A 20,921-nucleotide genomic window follows, 5' to 3' on the forward strand; every position below is an offset into this window, starting at 1 on the left:
TTTATGATAAAAACACACTTTTTGATAAAGTTGTTAACATGCAACGCGTTGCGTAACCTTGTAGATTTGTTAATTTAAAGTTAACCATATACTTTCACTGTGCGAAATATAAAAATGTGTTAAGTTTTAATCAAATTATTAACTCAAACTAACTTTATGAATAAACTAAAAAACATCTTTTTAGGTGCGTTTCTACTTTTTCCACTGCTGTTTTTTGCACAACAAACAGTGTCAGGAAAAATTACAGACAATGTAACAAAAACTCCATTACTAGGAGTTAACGTTGTTGTAAAAGGAACAACAAACGGATCTATTTCAGATTTTGATGGATTGTATGAAATTAGAAATGTAAATATGGGTGATATACTTGTATTTACATCTATAGGTTATAATCCTAAAGAAGTGAAAGTTACTTCTAGTACTTTAAATGTAGAAATGGCAGAATCTACAGAATTATTAGAAGAGGTTGTATTAATTGGTTACGGTAGTGCCAAAAAAGAAGATTTAACTGGTTCTGTAGATGTATTGTCATCTAAAGACTTTAATCAAGGTTCTGTAGTTTCTGCAGATCAATTATTAACAGGTAAAATGGCAGGTGTACGTATTACATCTAATGGTGGGCAGCCAGATGCAGCACCAAATATTAGAATTAGAGGTGGTTCTTCTTTATCTGCTAATAATAGCCCGTTAATTGTTATAGACGGTATACCTGTAGATAATACAAACCCTGCTGGTGTTGGTAACCCTTTATCGCTTATTAACCCTAATGATATAGAAAGCTTTAGTGTTTTAAAAGATGCTTCTGCAACGGCTATATATGGTTCTAGGGCTTCTAACGGTGTAATAATTATTTCTACTAAAAAAGGGACTTCTGGCGAGGTAAAATTTAATTTTTCATCAGATGTTTCTGTTAGCAATGTAGCTAATGATATAGATTTAATGAATAGTCAGCAATACGTAAGTTTTATTCAGCAGTATCATCCAACATACACAAATTTATTAGGTATTGATGATCCTAGTACAGATGCTACAGATAACCTTACTACACCTGGTATAGAAGGAAGAATAATTGCAGATACAAATTGGCAAGATGAAATTTATAGAACAGCAATTTCTACAAACACTAACTTTAGTGCTAGAGCTAACTTAGGTGGTAAAATACCATTTAGAGGTTCTATAGGTTATACAAATACTGGTGGTGTTGTAAAAACTAACGATTATGAAAGAGTTAGCTTATCTGCTAAATTAACACCTACTTTTTTTGATGATCACTTAAAAGTTAGTTTAAACGCTAAAGGATTATATTCAGAAAAAAATGCTATTGATGAAGGTGGAGCTTTAGGAGGTGCTGTAAATATGGATCCTACAAAACCTGTTTTTGATGTAAACCCAAACAACCGTTTTGGAGGATTTTACCAAAATACAATTGTAGATGGTAATAGATTATTATTAGACGGGCAAAGTAATCCGTTAGCATTATTAAAACAAAGAGAAAGACCAGAAGAAGTAAAACGTTTTTTAGGAAATATAGAACTAGATTACAAATTACACGCTTTGCCAGAATTAAGAGCAGTTTTAAATTTAGGTTTAGAAGCATCTAAGGCAAACATTGAAGAAAGGTTTTTAGATAATTCTATTGCTACCTACAGGTTTAATAACGCAGATACAGATATTAATACTAATTATTTGTTTAATCCTGGTGTTAATTACACAGAAAATCAAGACATTACAAATACAACATTAGATGCTTATTTAGTTTATACTAAAGAGTTTAAAGGATTTGTAAAAAGATTTGAAGTACAAGGTGGTTACTCTTATCAAAATTTTAAAAATGATGGCACATCTGTTCAATACAGATATAATGATGAGTCAGGTTTAAGAGAAGAGTTAATAAATCCAAACAATTTAAATAATAGGTATTATAATGTACTAAACTTACAGTCTTATTTTGGAAGAGCAAATATAGATTTAGCAGAACAGTTTTTAGTAACATTATCTTTTAGAGCAGATGGTTCTTCATTGTTTACAGAGGAAAATAGATGGGGATATTTTCCTGCGGCAGCGGTTGCTTGGAAAATTGGTAATGCTGGTTTTGTAGAAAATTCTAATGTTATTAATGACCTAAAACTTAGGTTAGGAGCAGGTAAAACAGGGCAACAAGATATTACTGGTGCTGTTGGTTATTATCCATCTTCACCATTATTTACTATTGGTTCTACAACTAGTCAGTACTTAAGTGGAGTAAACTTATACTCTGCTAAAGCATTTAATCCAGACTTAACTTGGGAAAAAACAACAACATATAATGTTGGTTTAGATTTTGACTTATTTGCAAACGGAATTGTTTCTGGTTCGGTAGATTTCTATCAAAAGCAAACAAAAGATTTATTAGCAAGAACAGCTGTACCTCCTGGGCAAGCATTATCAGATGCATTTGTACAAAATGTAGGTGAAACAGAGAGTAAAGGTTTTGAAGTTAATTTAAACCTAAGACCTGTTAGCACAGAAGATTTTACATTAGAATTTAATTCAAATGTTGGGTACAACAGATCTGAGGTTACTAGTTTAAAAGACGTAACTAGAATTACTGCAGCAGAGTCCGGTTTACCAACAGGTACAGGAGTAAGTTTAGCGTACCACGCTGTAGGTTATCAACCATATTCTGCTTGGGTATTTAAGCAGGTATATGATACAAATGGAGATCCAATCTCTAATGCATTTGTAGATATTAATGGAGATAATGTTATAGATAATGATGATAGATATTATGAAACATTAAGACCAAATTGGACTTTTGGCTTTGGACTTAATTTTAACTACAAAAACTGGGACTTAAGTTCTAGCTTTAGAGGACAATTAGGGGGGCAAGTATACAACGCAAGAAGATTAACTTCTGGTTGGATTGATAGAGCTATACCAAACAATAGCAATAGTTTAAGTAATGTGTTAGATTTTAATTCTGATGCGGCCACTACTTCTTTTGCTAACGTACAAGGTAATATTCCTTTCTCAGATTATTTCTTAGAAGATGCATCTTTTTTAAGAATGGAAAATATTGTAATTGGTTTTAGAGTACCTAATTTCTTAAAAGATACTTCTTTAAGAATTTATGGAGCTGCAAATAACCTTTTTGTTATAAGTGATTATAGCGGACAAGACCCTGAGAATTTTAACTCAATAGATAATAATTTCTACCCAAGACCTAGAGTATTTACCTTGGGATTAAATTTAGACTTTTAGGATTATGAAAAAAATTATAATAGCTTTTCTAGGTATAACTATGTTGGTTAACATAAGTTGTACAAAAGATTTAGATACAGATCCACTAGTAGAATTAACGTTAGAAGAATTAATTAATAGAGACCCTAACGCTGTACAAGGTATAGTTTCTAGACTTTACGGTTCTTTTGCGCTATCTGGCCCAGATGGCCCTGGTAGTTCTGATATTAGTGATAATGCAGGTGAATCTCCTTTTTTAAGAGGAATTATAAATCTTCAGGATTTTACTGCGGATGGAATGAAAAATAGATGGGGAGATGATGGTTTGGATCAACTTACAACTACATCTAACTGGGATGAAAATAACAAGTTTTTTAGATACTTGTATAACAGAATTTACTACACAATTCCACAATGTAACAACTTATTATCTGTATTAGATAACGTAGATACAGAAGGTAAAGAAGAAGTAATTGCAGAGGTGCGTTTTTTAAGGTCTTTAGCATACTACTACTTAATTGACACTTTTGGAAAAGGAGTTTTAGCAACAGAAGAAAACTTTGGATCTTCTGCACCACTACCAGAAGCTACAAGAGCAGAACTATTTGCTTATGTAGAGTCAGAATTATTAGACGTTGTAGAAACTTTACCAGATTCTAATGACTACGGTAGAGCTAATAAGGCGGTTGGTAATATGCTATTAGCAAAGTTGTACATAAATGCAGAAGTATATACAGGCACAGATAAGTTTGCAGAAGCATTAACCACAATAAATAAAGTAATTACTAGTGGTGGTTATACTTTAGCAGATAGCTATGTAAGTATATTTTCTGGAGATAATAATACATCACCAGAAATAATATTTCCTTTAATTGCAGACGCAGTAACTAGTCAAAGTTACGGTAATACTACCTATATTGTTAATGGTTCTAGTAGTTCAGAAACTATGACTTTAGCAGACTACGGATTAACAGATGGTTGGGGAGGACATAGAGCTTCTAAAGGTTGGTACGGTTTGTACGGAGATTTAGAAACTTCTACAGATGAAAGAGCTAGTTTGTTTTTTACAGAAGGGCATTCATATGAAATGAATGATTATAAAACCTGGACAGATGGTTACCCACCTATAAAGTTTAGAAATACTAATGCTTTAACGGCTTCAACTGCACCAACTCCTTTTTCTAGTACAGATTTTCCTTTGTTTAGGCTAGCAGATGCTTACTTAATGTTTGCAGAATGTGCTGTTAGAACCAATCAAAATTTAGGCGAAGCATTAGGATACGTAAACCAAATTAGAGAAAGAGCAAATGCAGAGCCAATCAGCGCAGGAGACTTAACACTAGATTTTATTTTGGATGAACGTGGTAGAGAGCTAAACTTAGAAGGACACAGAAGAACAGACTTAATCCGTTTTGGCAAATTTACAGGTAGCTCATACCTATGGCCTTGGAAAGGTGGTGTAGTAGATGGCACAGGAATTCCAGATACATACAAATTGTTTCCTATTCCTTTACAGGCATTAGAAGCAAATCCTAACCTAAAACAAAACAACGGATACTAAATAACTAAAAACCATAACTATGAAAAAATTAAGAATTATAGGATTATTTATCCTAGCTGTTGCAGGCTTATCTTCTTGTGAAGACGATGATAATTTAATATATACCGCACAAACACCATCAGAAAATGTAGCTTTTACTAGTACATTTTTAAATGAATACGTTTTAACGCAAGCTACTAAAGATAATATAGCAGAGCGTTTTGTTTGGAACTCACCAAATTTTGGTATAGCTACTCCTAATGCTTATGACTTGCAAGGCTCTGCTACCGAAGATTTTGCTGAAGTATTAGAATTAGGCTCTACTCCAGATAATAACTTAGGAGTTACTGTAGAAAAAATGTTAGAATTGGCAACAATTGCAGGCTTAGATAATGACCCAAGTACAGCAGATATGCCAAATACAGGAGTATTGTATTTTAGGGTTAGAGCTTATGTTGGTGATGGTGCCGAAAATGCTCCAGAAAGCTATTCTGATGTTACAGCGCTAAATGTTGTTTTACCAGAAGATACAGGTGCTGGTAGTGGAATAGAAATGTCAACTTGGGGTATTGTTGGTTCTGCAGCTAATGATTGGGGGGCAACACCAGATATTCCTTTTTATACAACAGAAACACCAGATGTTATTGTTGCTTATGCAAACCTTATTGCAGGTGAAATTAAATTTAGAGAAAACAATACCTGGGGCGGAGATTTAGGTGATGCCACTTTAGATGGTATTTTAGATGCAGATCCAGATAACAATATTGCTATTGCAGAAGCTGGAACCTATAAAGTTACAATTAACTTAAGCGATAACTCTTATACAATTGAGGAATTCTTTTGGGGTATTGTTGGTAGTGCAGCTCCTAACGGATGGGATGGCCCTAATGTAAAATTAGCGTATGACTATACCACAGATACTTTTAAGGCTGTTGTACAATTAATAGATGGCGAAATAAAAGTTAGAATGAATGATAAGTGGGATACTAGCTATGGTGACGGAAACTTAGATGGCGTATTAGATACAGACGCAGACAATAATATTGCTGTTACTGCTGGATATTACTTATTAACGGTTAACTTTAATACCTTAGAGTATACATTAGAAGAAACTACAATATGGGGCTTAGTTGGTTCTGCTACTCCTAACGGATGGGATGGTCCAGATACTAAATTCACTCCGGATTTTGCTAATCCTGGCGTTTGGACTATAGATAGTATAGACTTAGTAGACGGAGAAATAAAAGTTAGAGCTAATGATGCTTGGGATGTAAGTTATGGTGATGTAGAACCAGACGGAGTATTGGACACAGAAAATGACAATAATATTAGTGTTGTTGCTGGTACATACAAAATTACAATAGACTTTTCTGATGAAGCTTCTCCTACAATTGTAATAGAATAAAGTAAATAAACTTAAAAGGGTTGCACATAGTGTAACCTTTTTTTTTTAATAACTGACTATGAAAAAAACTGTACTACTACTTTTACTATTTTTAACATCAATTGCTATTGCACAACAGCAAAACGTAACTTACTCAATTTCTCCAGAAGCTTTTGGAGAGAACGAAGAAATTACCATTACCGTATCTAATTTAGATACATCTATTTGGGGTGTTACTGATGTTTACCTTTGGGCTTGGTCCTTAGATGCAGATGGTGAAAATTCTCAAGACTCACCTACAAATGGTAGCTGGACAAACTCTAATGAAGATCAAAAACTTACAGCTAATACAGATGGTACTTATAGCTTTACTTTAACTCCCTCTAGTTTTTTTAATAGAACTAATATAGGGCAAATAGGGTTGCTAATAAAAGCAAAAAACGGAGACGGCGATAAAAAATCACAAGACTATATCTTTAATGTTGGTACGTTCCAATTTAACCTTAACTCACCAACGCAAACAACAACTGTATTAGACTCTGGAGATAATTTAGCAATTACAGCTACTTCTTCAATCAGCGCAACTTTTGTTTTAAAGGCAAATAATGTAGTTGTAAATACCCAAACGGCAATTACAGATTACAGCTATAATTTTAACATAACACAAAACACCAACTTTAGTTTAGAGGTTACAAATGAAGCAGAAACTAAATCTGCATCATTTAATGCCGTAGTTTCTCCAACAGTAGAGGAAGCTCCGGTACCTGCTGGTATGCTAGACGGTATTAATTTAGACCCAGTAGATGCTACAAAAGCAACACTGGTTTTATATGCTCCTTTAAAAGATTTTGTGCACGTTATTGGCGATTTTAATAACTGGCAAATAGACAATAACTATCTAATGAAAAAAGATAGTGCATCAGATAGATTTTGGATAGAGCTAACAGGTCTAACACCGCAAACCAATCATATGTATCAATATTTGGTGAATTTTGAAATTAATGTTGCAGATCCTTATTCTACTTTAGTTTTAGATCCATACTCAGATCAATATATAGATGAGGTTACATATCCTAATTTACCTGCTTACCCAACAAATTTAACTACAGAAGCTGTTACTATTTTACGTACTGGTGATACAGATTATAATTGGCAAACAACAAATTTTGTTGCTCCAGATAAAACAGATTTAGTAATTTATGAGGTATTACTTAGAGATTTTGATGCGCTGCACTCATTTAAAGCACTAGAAAACAGGTTAGACTATATTCAGGAACTTGGTATAAACGCTATAGAACTTATGCCTGTGAGTGAGTTTGATGGGAATGAAAGTTGGGGATACAATCCATCTTTTCATATGGCATTAGATAAATATTATGGCACTAAAGATGCTTTCAAAAGTTTGGTAGACGAATGTCATAGCAGAGGTATAGCTGTAATTTTAGATGTGGTTTATAATCACGCCAGTGGTCAAAACCCATATTTTAGATTATGGAATGATAGCAATGGTGGTTTAGGCGGTAGGGTTACTGCAGATAACCCATTTTTTAATATTGATGCAAAGCATTCTTATAGTGTTTTTAACGATTATAACCATCAATCTGTAGCTACACAAGAGTATGTTAAACGTACTGCTCAATATTGGATAGAGGAATTTAATTTAGATGGTTTTAGATGGGATTTAACCAAAGGCTTTACTCAAAATTGTACCGCAAATGATGATAGCTGTACTAATGCTTACCAACAAGACAGAGTAGATGTTTTAAAACAATATGCAGATGACCAGTGGGCAGTAAATAATGATTTCTATATTATTTTTGAACATTTAGGAGGTATTACAGAAGAAGAGCAATGGGCAGATTATAGAGTTGCAGAGGGTAAAGGAATTTTACTTTGGAATAAACAAACAGAAGCTTACAATGAGGCTTTAATGGGATATAATACAGCTGGTAAATCTAATTTTTCTGGTGTTTCTTACAGGCAAAAAGGATTTAAGCAAGCGTCTGCAATATCTTATATGGAAAGCCATGATGAGGAACGATTGCTTTACAAAAGTTTAAATTTTGGTAATGAAGAAGGCAATTACTCTACTAAAGACCTAAATACATCTTTAGAGCGTTTGCAGACGGCAGGAGCATTCTTCTTTACAGTTCCGGGACCAAAAATGATATGGCAATTTGGAGAACTTGGGTATGATATCTCTATTGATGAAAACGGCCGTGTAGGTAATAAACCAATATTGTGGGAGTATGCAAATGACCCTAATAGAAAAGCAGTTTACAATAGCTGGAGCAAGATTATCAATCTTAAGAAAAATGCAGAAGTATTTACTACTGCTAATTTTACTGTTGATGCTTCTAATGCAAACGGTTTAAAAAAAATACATTTAACGCTAGAGAGTGCTACATCAGACCAAATAAAATACGTAGTTGTTTTAGGAAATTTTGGAATGTCTGCACAGAATATAACTGCAGATTTTCAGGAAACTGGTACGTGGTATAATCTTTTAAGTAAAAACACACCGCTAGAAGTAACAACAACCGCTACAGGCATAAATTTAGAAGCAGGTGAGTTTATAATTTATGCAGATAAACCTTTTGTAGACCCTAATGATTTGGATAGTGATGGTGTTGCAAATGCAGATGACGCCTGCCCAAATACTCCAGTAGGTACTACCGTAGATGTTACTGGATGTAGTTTATTTACATTGGCAGTTACCAACTACCAAATAGAAACAGTTAGTGAAACTTGTAAGGATGCCAACAATGGTAAAATTACGGTTACAACTGCAGAAAGTTTAAATTATACAGCAACAGTATCTGGACCTAATAATTTTTCTGTACAAGAAAACTTTACAACAGAATTAGTTTTAGACAATTTAAATGCTGGTACATATACTGTTTGTTTTACTATAGATGGTGAAACAGATTATGAGCAGTGTTTTACACTTGTTATTACAGAACCTCAAGATTTATCTGTTTCTTCTAAAATAGATACCTCTAATAAAAGTGCAAGTTTAAGTTTAAAAGGAGCTAAGGTTTATTTTGTTACGGTAAATGGTATTACTTATGAGACTACAGAAGACCAAATACTACTTAAATTACAACCCGGTATGAACAGAATTTCTGCAGAAACTGGTATAGATTGCCAAGGAAAATATACAGAAGAAGTTTTTGTGTCTGAGGAGGTTCGGTTTTTTCCTAATCCAGTAGAAACAGAATTAAAAGTATACTGCGCAGGTAAAGATTTAAAAGTTACCTATACTTTGTATGATTTTACAGGTAGACAATTGATTTCTGACACAAAAGAGGTTGATGTTAATAGGGAAATTTCAATTGCTACTTCAGCCTTAAAAAAGGGGAAATATGTGGTAACTGTAAAAGGGAAAACAATAAACAAAACATTTAAAATTATTAAGTAATGTATACAAAGTATTTAATAATATACGGATTTATAGCTGCAGTAATTTTATCTAGTTGCGGTGGCGGCGGAGATGATAGTCCGTCTGAACCAGAAGTTTTTCCTCCAACAGCTTCTACCTTAAGCTTACCTGCAAATGATGAGGTATGTTTAACTGGCTCATCTATAAATGGTACGCAGGCTACAGTTACATTTACATGGCAAGGAGCAACTAATGTTAACAGTTATAATGTAGTAATTAAAAACTTAAGTACAGAACAAGAAAATACATTTACAACTACATCAGAAACATTAGATGTTACTTTAACCAAAGGAGAACCATATTCATGGTACGTTGTTTCTACATCTAATACCACCACAGAAACGGCAAAAAGTGATGTTTGGAAATTTTATTTGGCAGGAGACGGAATTGTAAATTATGCACCTTTTATGGCAGAAGCGCTATCACCAGAGATAGGAGAAACGGTTTCTGCATCTAATAATAAAGTAACTTTAAGTTGGCGTGGTACAGATGTAGATAATGATATTAAAGACTATGAAGTTTTTGTAGCAACAACATCACCACCGGCTACAAGTATAGGTACAACTACAGATGCTTTTTTAGAGCACACTGTAAGTCCAGGAACAGTTTACTATTGGCAAGTTGTAACAACAGACCAAGAGAATAACAGTTCCAATTCACAAATATTTGAGTTTAAAGTTAATTAAACCAAGTGTGTTAGTAAGTTTTGTTTGGCCAGAAATAGTAGTATTTCTGGCCTTTTTTTATACTTACTTACTTATTTATAATTATAAATTCTGATCTTCTATTAACAGCGTGTTCTTCATTAGAACATTTTACACCGTTTTTACACTTATTAAGCAGTTGAGATTCTCCAAAACCAATACCCGAAATTCTGCTTTGCTCTACACCTTTAGATACAAGATATTTTACAGTAGATTTTGCTCTTCTTTTAGATAGCCACAGGTTGTAGGTATCACTCTCTGTACTATCTGTATGTGAGCCAACTTCTATTACAACCGTAGGATTCTCTAGCATATAGTTTGCAACTTTATCTAAATCTGGATATGATTCTACCCTTAGGTAAGAACTGTTAGTATCAAAATAAATAGATTTTAATTTTAAATAGTTTGTTAAGTCGGAGCCTACCGCTGTTGCTTCTTCAGAATTTTGTAATTCTAAAATAACCTCTTTATTTTTTGTACTATTTTTAGGAGAATATATATACTTTACAGCATCTGTGTAACCATTGCTCTTGGCTATAAAACGGTACTTTTTTTCTGGTAAATTTATTTCTGTTGTAAAAAAACCATTTTCATCACTAATAGTTTCTATTAAATTATTGTTTTCATAATCATAAATAGTAACAGTAGCATTAGCTACAGTTTTTTTAGTTTCTTTATCAATTACTTTACCATTTACATTAGTAGAAATAGACTCTGTTGTAAATCTATATATATCATCACTTCCTTTCCCTTTAGGTCTGTTAGAAGAAAAATAGCCTTCGTTTTTAGATTCGTTTATAATTAAAGAAAAATCGTCTTGTTTACTATTAACACCCTTTCCCATATTACTAACCTCAGCATTTTGTTGTTGTAGGTTGATATAAAAAATATCTAAGCCGCCCAAACCAGGATGTCCGTCTGAAGCAAAATACAAGGTTTCAGATTCAGATATGTAAGGAAACGTTTCTCTACCTTCGGTATTAATTTTAGCTCCTAAATTTTGCGGAATTCCAAAGCTTCCATCACTATTAATAGCTACAACAAAAATATCTGAAGCGCCAAGCGTACCAGGCATATCTGAAGCAAAGTACAATTTATCTTCTGCGTAGTTTAGTGTTGGGTTAGCAACGGAATAGTCATCATTATTAAAAGGCAATTCAGTTACATTTGTCCATTTACCATTTTCTAATGTAGCTTTATAAATTTTTAGTCTGCTTAATCCGTTTTTATCTGGAGAAAATTTACCGTTTTCCGAGTTATTTCTTGTAAAATATACCGTTTTACCATCTTTAGTAAAAGCTGTAGAAGACTCGTGAGTTTTGGTGTTTAACTCTTTTGCAAAGCTACCTAAGTGTATAAAGTCGGTGCTGTCTTTTTTTGCAGAATGTAAATTTAAAAAAGGTCTATTGTTCCACTCGTGTACATTGTTTACCAAAAAACCAGTATCTCTAGCGCTAGAAAAAACTAAGGTATCTTTATAGAAAGATGGCGCAAAGTCTGACTCTACAGAGTTAGATTTTAAGTTGGTTAAGATGTATTTTTGTTTGATGTTTTTTAAGTTTTCTAAATAATTTACTTTTTCTATAAATTTTGACGCTCTTAAGTCTTGCTGCTTAATTTTATTAAACTGAAGCATTATTTTTTCTGCTTCATCATATTTTCCGTTAGACCTTAATGTTTGTGCGTATTTAAACAAATATTCAGAATCAGAATTTTTTAGATCTGGCATTATTAATTTTGAATAGCAATTAGCAGCTTCTTTATAGTTTGCATTTAAGTAATACGCATCACCTAATTTTTTATAAATATCTATAGAGGTTTCACCTTTACTAATTAGTTTATTGTATTCTTTAATGGCTAGGGCATAAGCTCTGGTATTAAAAAGTTTATCTGCCTCTGCTAACTGTTTTGTTTGTGCAATTGCTGTAAACTGAGCTGTTACAAATAAAAAACTACCAATTATAATTTTATGTATTTTCATATTAAAAGAATCTTGGTGTTAGTGCATTTCTAAATTTAGATTTAAAATCGTATCTAAGAAAAACCTCAAAAGAGCCATCGTTAAAAGTAGTGCCACCTAAAGCAGAGGTTTCTTTATCATACGCCAATCCTATCATTAAACGTTGTGTGGCTTGTATGCCAATTAGGGCACTTAAAGCAGCATCCCATCTGTAAGCAACACCCATAGAAAATTTGTCTTTGTATAAAAACGTAGTAGAAACATCTACTTGTAGCGGAGCGCCATAAGTTGTTTTTAATAGGGTAGCGGGTTTCATTTTTAAATCGCTATTTAAATTAAAAACATAACCTGTAATTAAATACCAGTTCACTTGTTCTTCTGCAATGTATGATGTGCTTGTAGAAGACTCATCAAAATGTTTAGTCTCTAAAAAATTAGGAATAGATAAACCCGCATAAAATTTATCTTCGTGGTAATAAATACCAGCGCCAAAATTTGGAGAAAATTGTTTGTCTACACCATTATCTGGTGTGGCAACTGTAGGGTTATTGGCTCTTAATTTATTGTGATTTATATTTAAAAAATGACCACCAGCTTTTAATCCAAATGAAATTTTTCCTTTTTCTGATGCTTTAATGGTATAGGAATATAAGGCATCTATATAGGTATCTTGGTTAGTACCATTACCAATTTCATCATTAATAACAGACAAGCCTAAGCCTGATTTTGCAGAAACTGGAGCGTGAATATTAAATGTTTGTGTAACAGGAGCACCATCTAAACCAACCCATTGTGAACGGTGTAAAGCTGCTATACTTAATGCTCCTCTAGAGCCAGCATAAGCCGGATTAATAGAAATTGTATTGTACATATATTGCGTATACTGCGCATCTTGCTGAGCGTTTACTCCAAGAGCAAATAACAGCAGCCCAATAAGGCTAAATACGTGTTTTTTATGTTTATATATTGATATCATTTTATACAATTAATTAAGGTATAAGTAGCCGTTTTTAGTTTTTGGTTCTCCCTTTTTTACATAGTTAATTATGTAGTAATACACACCAGCTGGTAATGTGCTGCTAGACTTAACAACGGCTCTACCATTAGAAACTCCTGTAAATGCTCTAGATGTATTATCATAAGATTTAGCACTGTAAACTTTTACACCCCATCGGTTAAAAATTTCTACAGTATTATCAGGAAAAGCTTCTATGTTTACTATAACAAACGTGCCGTCTGTAGTACCAGGTGTAATGTTTTCATTCTGTATTTTAATATCACAAGCAACACCTAAAGGAGGTGTACCACCAACCGAGTCACAAGCATCTAAAGGATCTGTATTATCTGTAACTTCTTGTCCATCTAAAATTCCGTCTTTATCTGTATCAGGATCTTCAGGATCTGTGCCAATTGCATTTTCTTCTGCATTAGTTAAGCCGTCAGCATCACAGTCAGACGTACCTAAAGGTGTTCCGTTAAGAGAATCACAGTCATCCAAAGGATTGGTGTTATCTGCAACCTCTTGTCCGTCTGTAACACCATCATCATCTGTATCTGCGTCATTAGGGTCTGTACCAAGTGCAGCTTCATCTTCATTAGTTAACCCATCATTATCAAAATCATCTGTAATAAAAATAATAGCTGTATTTGTATTACCTGCTGCATCAGAAACAGTAATATCTAATGTACTAGGAAAACCTAAACTAGGTAAAGTACCACTAATTGGAGTAGCCGTGTTTGTATCTAAACTAAAGTTACCTGCAGCATCTGTTGTAACTGTATAAGTAACTTCTGGTGTACCGTCAGCATCAACATCAATAGCAATAGTTAAAGTTTCATTTGCACTACCAGTACCAGTAATAATAGGCGTAAGGTTATCTGTAGTTTGGTCATTTGCAATAGGAGCTTCTGTATCTATAACAATTGGATACGTTGATGAAGAAAAACTAATATTGCCAAAAGTATCATTAGCTACCGCAGTAATATTATAGTTTCTATCTGGTAAAACAGTTGCGGTATAGTCTAATATCCAATTTCCTGTAGTGTCCGATGTTGCTGTTCCTATTTGTACAGCATCAATATATATTGTTATAGTCCTGTTAGGTTCAGAAGTTCCATAAATTAATATGGTATTATCGTTAGTAATTCCGTCGTTAGGAATATTACTATCTATACTGATAGCTGTAATAACTGGCGTTGCAATAGTTGCGGTTTGTACATTGTAAATTTTAGTTGTAGATATACTATTAGTGTTGCCAGCCACGTCTGTAGTTGTTAAGCTTGCATCTATAGTAGTATCTGCATCTAAAGCTAAATTATTTCCAGACACTATTATACTAAACGTTCCGGTATTACTAACAGTACCTGTTGTAGAAACACCGTTTATTAATAATGTAACCGTATCTCCGGTATTAAATTCTCCTGTAGCAGAACCTGTAATTGTTATATTTTGAGAAGCTTCAATAGCATTAATGGTATTATCAGCAGTTACATCATCAATAATTAGTGTTGGTGTAGGAGCTGTAATATCTAAAGCATATATTTTTGTTGCATTAATTGTATTACTATTACCAACACTATCTGTGGTAACCAAGCTAGCGTTTATTGTTACATCTGCATCTGCAAGAAGATCTCCACCACTAACGGTAATGCTAAAAATACCAGAAGCATTAACAGTACCTGTTGTAGAGACACCGTTTATTAATAGTGTAACTGTATCTCCGTTATTAAATTCTCCTGTAGCAGTACCTGTAATAGTTATGTTTGATGTTGATTCTGCCATATTTATAACGTTATCTGCGGTAACATCATCAATAATTAGTGTTGGAGTGGGAGGTGTTGTATCTACATTATAAACCTTGTTGGTTGTTCCTGTGCCTATATTACCAGAAGCATCTGTGTTACTAACACTGCCATTAACAGTTAAGTCCGTATCTAAAATAAGTTCACTACCAGCTATAAGGACACTAAAATTACCTAAAGCATCTAAAGAACTGGTATAAGAAGATCCGTTTACAGTTAAAGTAACAATATCACCTGCTGAAAAATCTCCAGTAACGTTGCCAATTACAGTAATAGTAGTAGAAGCCTCCGTAGTATTAATAGTATTGTCCGCCGTAATATTATTTATGGTAATTACCGGACTAGGTAAATTGGTATCTACATTGTAAAGTTTTGTATTGTTAGCCGTACCTATATTACCAGCTACATCTAATGTATTAATAGAGCCATTAATGGTTGTGTCTGTATCTAAAGCTAAGTCTGAACCTGGTACAGGAATGCTAAAATTACCAGATGCATTTACACCGTTAAAAAATGAGTTTCCGTTAATTAGAACTGTCACAAGGTCTCCAGTATTAAAATCGCCACCAACAGTACCTGTGATTGTTACGGTTGATGCTGCCTCATTGGCATTTACTACATTGTCTGCAGTAACATCATTTATTGTTAGTGTAGGTGTAGGAGCTGTAACGTCTACATTATATGTTTTAGTTGCATTTACGGTATTACCATTTCCAGAGCTATCTGTAGTTGTAATTGATGCATCTATTGTTGTGTCTGTATCTGCAGTAAGATCACTACCGTTAACAGAAATACTAAAATTACCAGCGGCATCTACAGTTCCAGTATTTGTAACACCATTACTAACAAGAGTAACGGTTTCACCTGTGTTAAATTCGCCACTCACAGTACCTGTAATGGTTATGTTTGCTGCTGCTTCTGTGGCATTTATAGTATTATCTGCAGTAACATCATTTATTGTTAGTGTAGGCGTAGGAGCTGTAACATCTACATTATATATTTTAGTAGTATTTATGGTATTTGTATTGCCAGAGCTATCTGTAGTTGTAATTGAAGCATTTATAGTTGTATCTGAATCAGCAAGAAGATCTGCACCACTAACGGTAATACTAAAAACACCAGAGGCATCTACGTTTCCTGTGCTAGAAACACCATTTATGATTAGAGTAACCGTATCTCCCACGTTAAATTCTCCTGTAACAGTACCAGTAATAGTTACGGTTGATGCTGCTTCTGTGGCATTTATAGTATTATCTGCAGTAACGTCATTTACTGTTAGAGTAGGTGTAGGAGCAGTAACATCTATATTATAAGTTTTAGTTGTATTTATTGTATTTGTATTACCAGAATTGTCTGTTGTTGTAATTGATGCATCTATTGTTGTATCTGCATCATTTGCTAAATTGCTACCACTAACAGGAATACTAAAGTTACCAGATGCATCTACGTTTCCTGTACTAGAAACACCATTGATAAGAAGATTTACACTGTCTCCAGTATTAAATTCTCCTGTAACGGTACCTGTAATAGATATGCTACCAGCAGCCTCTGTTGAGTTTACTGTATTATCTGCGGTAACATCATTAATTGTTAGCGTAGGCGTAGGCGCAGTAATATCTACATTATAAGTTTTAATTGCTGTAGCTGTTCCTATATTACCTACAGTATCTGTTGTACTAACACTACCATTTATAGTTGTATCTGTATCTGCAGCAAGATCACTACCGTTAGCAGAAATACTAAAATTACCAGCGGCATCTGTAGTTCCTGTGCTTGTAACACCATTAATTACCATAGTAACGGTATCACCAGTATTAAAATCACCACCAACAGAACCTGTAATGGTTACGGTTGATGCCGCCTCAGTGGTATTAACTAAATTGTCTGCAGTAACGTCATTTATTGTTAGTGTAGGCGTAGGAGCAGTAACATCTACATTATATGTTTTAGTTGTATTTACTGTGTTTGTGTTTCCAGAATTGTCTGTAGTTGTAATTGATGCATCTATTGTTGTATCTGCATCATCTGCTAAATTGCTGCCACTAACAGGAATACTAAAGTTACCAGATGCATCTACGTTTCCTGTACTAGAAACACCATTTATGATAAGTGTAACCGTATCTCCCACGTTAAATTCTCCTGTAACAGTACCAGTAATAGTTATGGTTGATGTTGATTCTGCTGTGTTTATAATATTATCTGCAGTAACATCATTTACTGTTAGAGTAGGTGTAGGAGCAGTAACATCTACATTATATGTTTTAGTTGTATTTATTGTATTTGTATTACCAGAATTGTCTGTTGTTGTAATTGATGCATCTATTGTTGTATCTGCATCATTTGCTAAATTGCTACCACTAACAGGTATACTAAAGTTACCAGATGCATCTACGTTTCCTGTACTAGAAACACCATTAATAAGAAGAGTTACACTGTCTCCAGTATTAAATTCTCCTGTAACGGTACCTGTAATAGTTATGCTACCAGCAGCCTCTGCTGAGTTTACTGTATTATCTGCGGTAACATCATTAATTGTTAGCATAGGCGTAGGCGCAGTAATATCTACATTATAAGTTTTAATTGCTGTAGCTGTTCCTATATTACCTACAGTATCTGTTGTACTAACACTACCATTTATGGTTGTATCTGTATCTGCAGCAAGATCACTACCGTTAACAGAAATACTAAAATTACCGGAGGCATCTACAGTTCCTGTGCTTGTAAAACCATTAATTACCAGAGTAACGGTATCACCTATATTAAAATCACCACCAACAGAACCTGTAATAGTTATGCTACCGGCAGTCTCTGCCGAGTTTACGGTATTATCTGCAGTAACGTCATTTATTGTTAGTGTAGGTATTGGCAATATAGTATCTATCCTAGCAGAATCGCTTCCATTAGTACTAGTATTTCCTGCAGTGTCAGTAATAGAAGCCGTTACCGTTAATGTGTTGCCTTCTCCCGGACTTGGAAAAGTTGTTGTTACTTCTGTAGCCGTAATATCTGCCGCAGTTAAAGTCTGATTAGTACCGTTTATGGTTAAAATATCCCCAGCAATAGCTTCGGAAGGTAATGTAATGGTAACATCAATATCACCAACCAATTCTGTACTGTTTATAATAGCGTCGTTATTGGCATCTTCAGTAATTACAACTACAGGAGCAGAAGTTGGAGCAGTATTTACAGAAATACTATCAGAACCAGGGTTACTAGTATTACCTACAGGATCTGTAATTGTTGCGGTAACTGTTAAAGAACCATCTTCTGCTGGAGGAGTAAAACTTACAAGTATTTCTCCGTTTGTAATATCGGTTGCAGTTAAAGTTTGGTTGTTACCATTTATGGTTAAAATATCATTTTCGGCAGCATTGGCAGGTAATGTAATAGTAACATCAACATCTCCAACAGATTCGCTTGTATTTAAAAAACCATCATTATTTGTGTCTTCAGTAATAACAACAATTGGAGCATCTGGTGGTGTATCATCAAAAATAATTGTAGCACTACTAGAAGTAAGATTGGCACAAGAAAAGGTTTCATCATTAATAATAACTTGATATAAAAACCCATCATAACTAGCTGTAATCCCTGTTAATGTAAGTGTGTTAGTTTTGCTGCCAGTATAAATATCTACTGTGTTGGCATCATTTATATCTACAAAACCATTACCATCTAAACGGTCTACTTGCCATTGATATGTTAACGCTTGTCCAGTTGCAGTAACCACAAAAGTTTCTGGGTTTGTGCCATTGGTTAAAATATCTTGTGGCTGGTTTGCTGTGTTTGTTATAGTTGGCGCTTGTCCTACTTGCTGAAAATCTAACACTGTATTTCCTGTGCTGCTATCTGCATTGTTAGGTGTGGTATAACCATCTATTACCATACTACTAATAACAGTACCATTTGTTGTAACAACTGTTGGTAAATTACCAAGTATCCCATCGTTATTTTGATCTGTAAATCCTGCTTCTAAAACATCATTACAACCATCGCCATCTGCATCTAGCTCTAAATAATCTGGTGTTCCGTTTGGTGTTGCCTCAGAATCTGCTAAAGTATAATCAACAGTGCCATTATTAACACCACTACTGGTTTGTAAGGCATCAAAAATACCATCTTCACTAACAGCAGTACCTAAAATACCATTGGTATGAGGTTGGTTATGTCCGGCTTCAATAACATCAAAAATACCATCGTTATCAGAATCTAAATCCAATAAATCTGGAACACCGTCGTTATCCGAATCTCTGTCATTACAAGCAAATAGTATAAGTTCTATTTCATCTTCTGTACCAGAAGGAGTTGTTTGTGTTAATTGTAATGTAAAAGTAGATACTCTTTGGTTAATTTGTAATGTTCCAGCAGCAGAACCATTGCTATCTTTTAATGAGCTTTCAGGATCATAACCATCTGATGGTAATCCAGTACCACCATCTTTTACTGTGGTTGCAGTAGAAACAAAGTCGAATGTACCTGCGAGTTCTGACCACGTTAAACCGTTTAATAGGCTTATTTCTGCCGAGGTTTGATTATCACTAATATCATTACCACCAATTCTATCCAGATGAAGCATAGGTTTATCTACAAAAACGGGGTTGTTAGCGGCATCTACAAACTCAACAGTAACTGTTACTCCGCTATCATAAGTAGCAGCAAGAGAAATATCTCCTTGTAAATCCTCAGTCCAAAAATCTACACCAGGACTTGTAAAATTTCCACTTACAAAATCGGTAGAGTTTGTTGTGGTTATATTTGCAATAACTCCGTTACCATAATTAAAAGAAGCAGTTTTGCCAGCAATAGTCCAAGCACCAGATTGTACAGGAGTACAACTACCTTCATCGGTATCTAAAATACCATCATTATCATCATCTAAATCGCAACTATTATTTATACCGTCACCATCTGTGTCGTTATCTGTAGGAGTACCAACAATAGCTCCAGAGGTACAAGGGTTTATTACTAGGTTAGAAAAAGCAAATTCTACTTCGTCTATGTTAGGTGCAGAGATTCCATTTTTTTCTATACCCGTATTAATATTTATTGTGTTTATCAAGTCCGATATTTGTAAACTACCTCCAGCAGTGTTACCACATTCCCCACTACCTCCTAATATTTCAAATAAATTTTCTCCCCTAAAAAAAACGGAGTCGGATTTTAATCTGTTAGTAGCACTTAGTTCATCCCAAGTGTATCCGTCCTGTAAATAAAATACACCAGTAGTGTTAGATCCTAATAACCCTGTTGCTCCAACTTTATCCACGTGCAAAATAGGGTTCTGTATATCTGCTAATGCACCTGTTCTAGTGTCATAAAACTCAAAAGAAATAGAACCCACATTACTTTCGTTTCCCGTTATTTCTACTTCTAAAGATGGCATCCCTGTAATAGTTGGGTCACTAAAAGCATCTGGAGAACAAAGCATAGTATCACCGCCAAGAATATCTACATAACCAGTAACTGTAACTTCTATACGTACTAAACCGTCAGAACTTATAGATGTCCATTTTCCCACACTAGCTTCTGACCATACACCAGAGGTTTGAGCAAAAAATAGTTGACTAAAAAATATAAAAGCTAAAAGAGTAATTAATTTTACACTGTTTATATGAAAGAATTTTGTATTCAATTTTATCATAAAAAGTTTTTTATGAATAATCTAATGGTTGATTTTTTAAAAAAAAGTTATTCAATTTAAAAGCTAATTTATACTGAAAAATACCGAACAGTGTATTAATGTTGTGAATACTAGGCTTTTGTATGCGTAGGCCTAATTGTAATACGTTTAAGGGCTAGAGTTTATGTAGTTTTCTATAAACAATATGAACAGTTGTTTTATTTGTGGTTAACCGCTGATGTTTATTGGG

Annotated in this window: 8 protein-coding genes; 5 read left to right on the plus strand and 3 right to left on the minus strand. The window is 34.0% G+C overall.

Translation table 11 applies throughout. The features are described from left to right. Positions 1–156: 156 nt before the first annotated feature. Genes PBN93_RS12195 through PBN93_RS12215 form a run of 5 tightly spaced genes read left to right on the plus strand, consistent with a single transcriptional unit; the run spans position 157 to position 10,271 of the window. Positions 157–3,240, plus strand: coding sequence for a SusC/RagA family TonB-linked outer membrane protein (locus tag PBN93_RS12195; protein ID WP_077402995.1), 3,084 nt, complete (start codon positions 157–159; stop codon positions 3,238–3,240). A 4-nt stretch (positions 3,241–3,244) separates the two neighbouring features. Next, on the plus strand, positions 3,245–4,780 hold the full coding sequence (locus tag PBN93_RS12200) for a RagB/SusD family nutrient uptake outer membrane protein (protein ID WP_271080764.1): 1,536 nt from the start codon (positions 3,245–3,247) through the stop codon (positions 4,778–4,780). A gap of 19 nt (positions 4,781–4,799) precedes the next feature. Continuing rightward, a complete protein-coding gene (locus PBN93_RS12205; protein WP_077403001.1) occupies positions 4,800–6,164 on the plus strand; it encodes a SusF/SusE family outer membrane protein in 1,365 nt (454 codons plus the stop codon). A 58-nt stretch (positions 6,165–6,222) separates the two neighbouring features. After that, positions 6,223–9,564 carry an alpha-amylase family glycosyl hydrolase gene (locus tag PBN93_RS12210; protein ID WP_271080765.1) on the plus strand — a complete coding sequence of 1,114 codons (3,342 nt, stop codon included), beginning with the start codon at positions 6,223–6,225 and terminating at the stop codon, positions 9,562–9,564. Next, positions 9,564–10,271, plus strand: coding sequence for a hypothetical protein (locus tag PBN93_RS12215; protein ID WP_271080766.1), 708 nt, complete (start codon positions 9,564–9,566; stop codon positions 10,269–10,271). The genes PBN93_RS12210 and PBN93_RS12215 overlap by 1 nt, the downstream gene beginning before the upstream one ends. 67 nt (positions 10,272–10,338) lie before the next feature. On the opposite strand, the gene PBN93_RS12220 is transcribed toward PBN93_RS12215, so the two are convergent. The 3 genes from PBN93_RS12220 to PBN93_RS12230 are packed head-to-tail and all read right to left on the minus strand — an operon-like array spanning position 10,339 to position 20,692. Then, positions 10,339–12,270 carry an OmpA family protein gene (locus tag PBN93_RS12220; protein ID WP_077403010.1) on the minus strand — a complete coding sequence of 644 codons (1,932 nt, stop codon included), beginning with the start codon at positions 12,268–12,270 and terminating at the stop codon, positions 10,339–10,341. Between the two features lies 1 nt (position 12,271). Continuing rightward, positions 12,272–13,225 (minus strand): PorP/SprF family type IX secretion system membrane protein, encoded by a 954-nt coding sequence (locus PBN93_RS12225; RefSeq protein ID WP_077403013.1) that lies wholly within the window; start codon positions 13,223–13,225, stop codon positions 12,272–12,274. Between the two features lie 9 nt (positions 13,226–13,234). After that, positions 13,235–20,692: an Ig-like domain-containing protein gene (locus tag PBN93_RS12230; protein ID WP_271080767.1), complete on the minus strand. Its 7,458-nt coding sequence runs from the start codon at positions 20,690–20,692 to the stop codon at positions 13,235–13,237. Between the last annotated feature and the right edge of the window lie 229 nt (positions 20,693–20,921).

It is taken from the genome of Cellulophaga omnivescoria, assembly GCF_027915275.1.
Lineage (GTDB): Bacteria > Bacteroidota > Bacteroidia > Flavobacteriales > Flavobacteriaceae > Cellulophaga > Cellulophaga omnivescoria.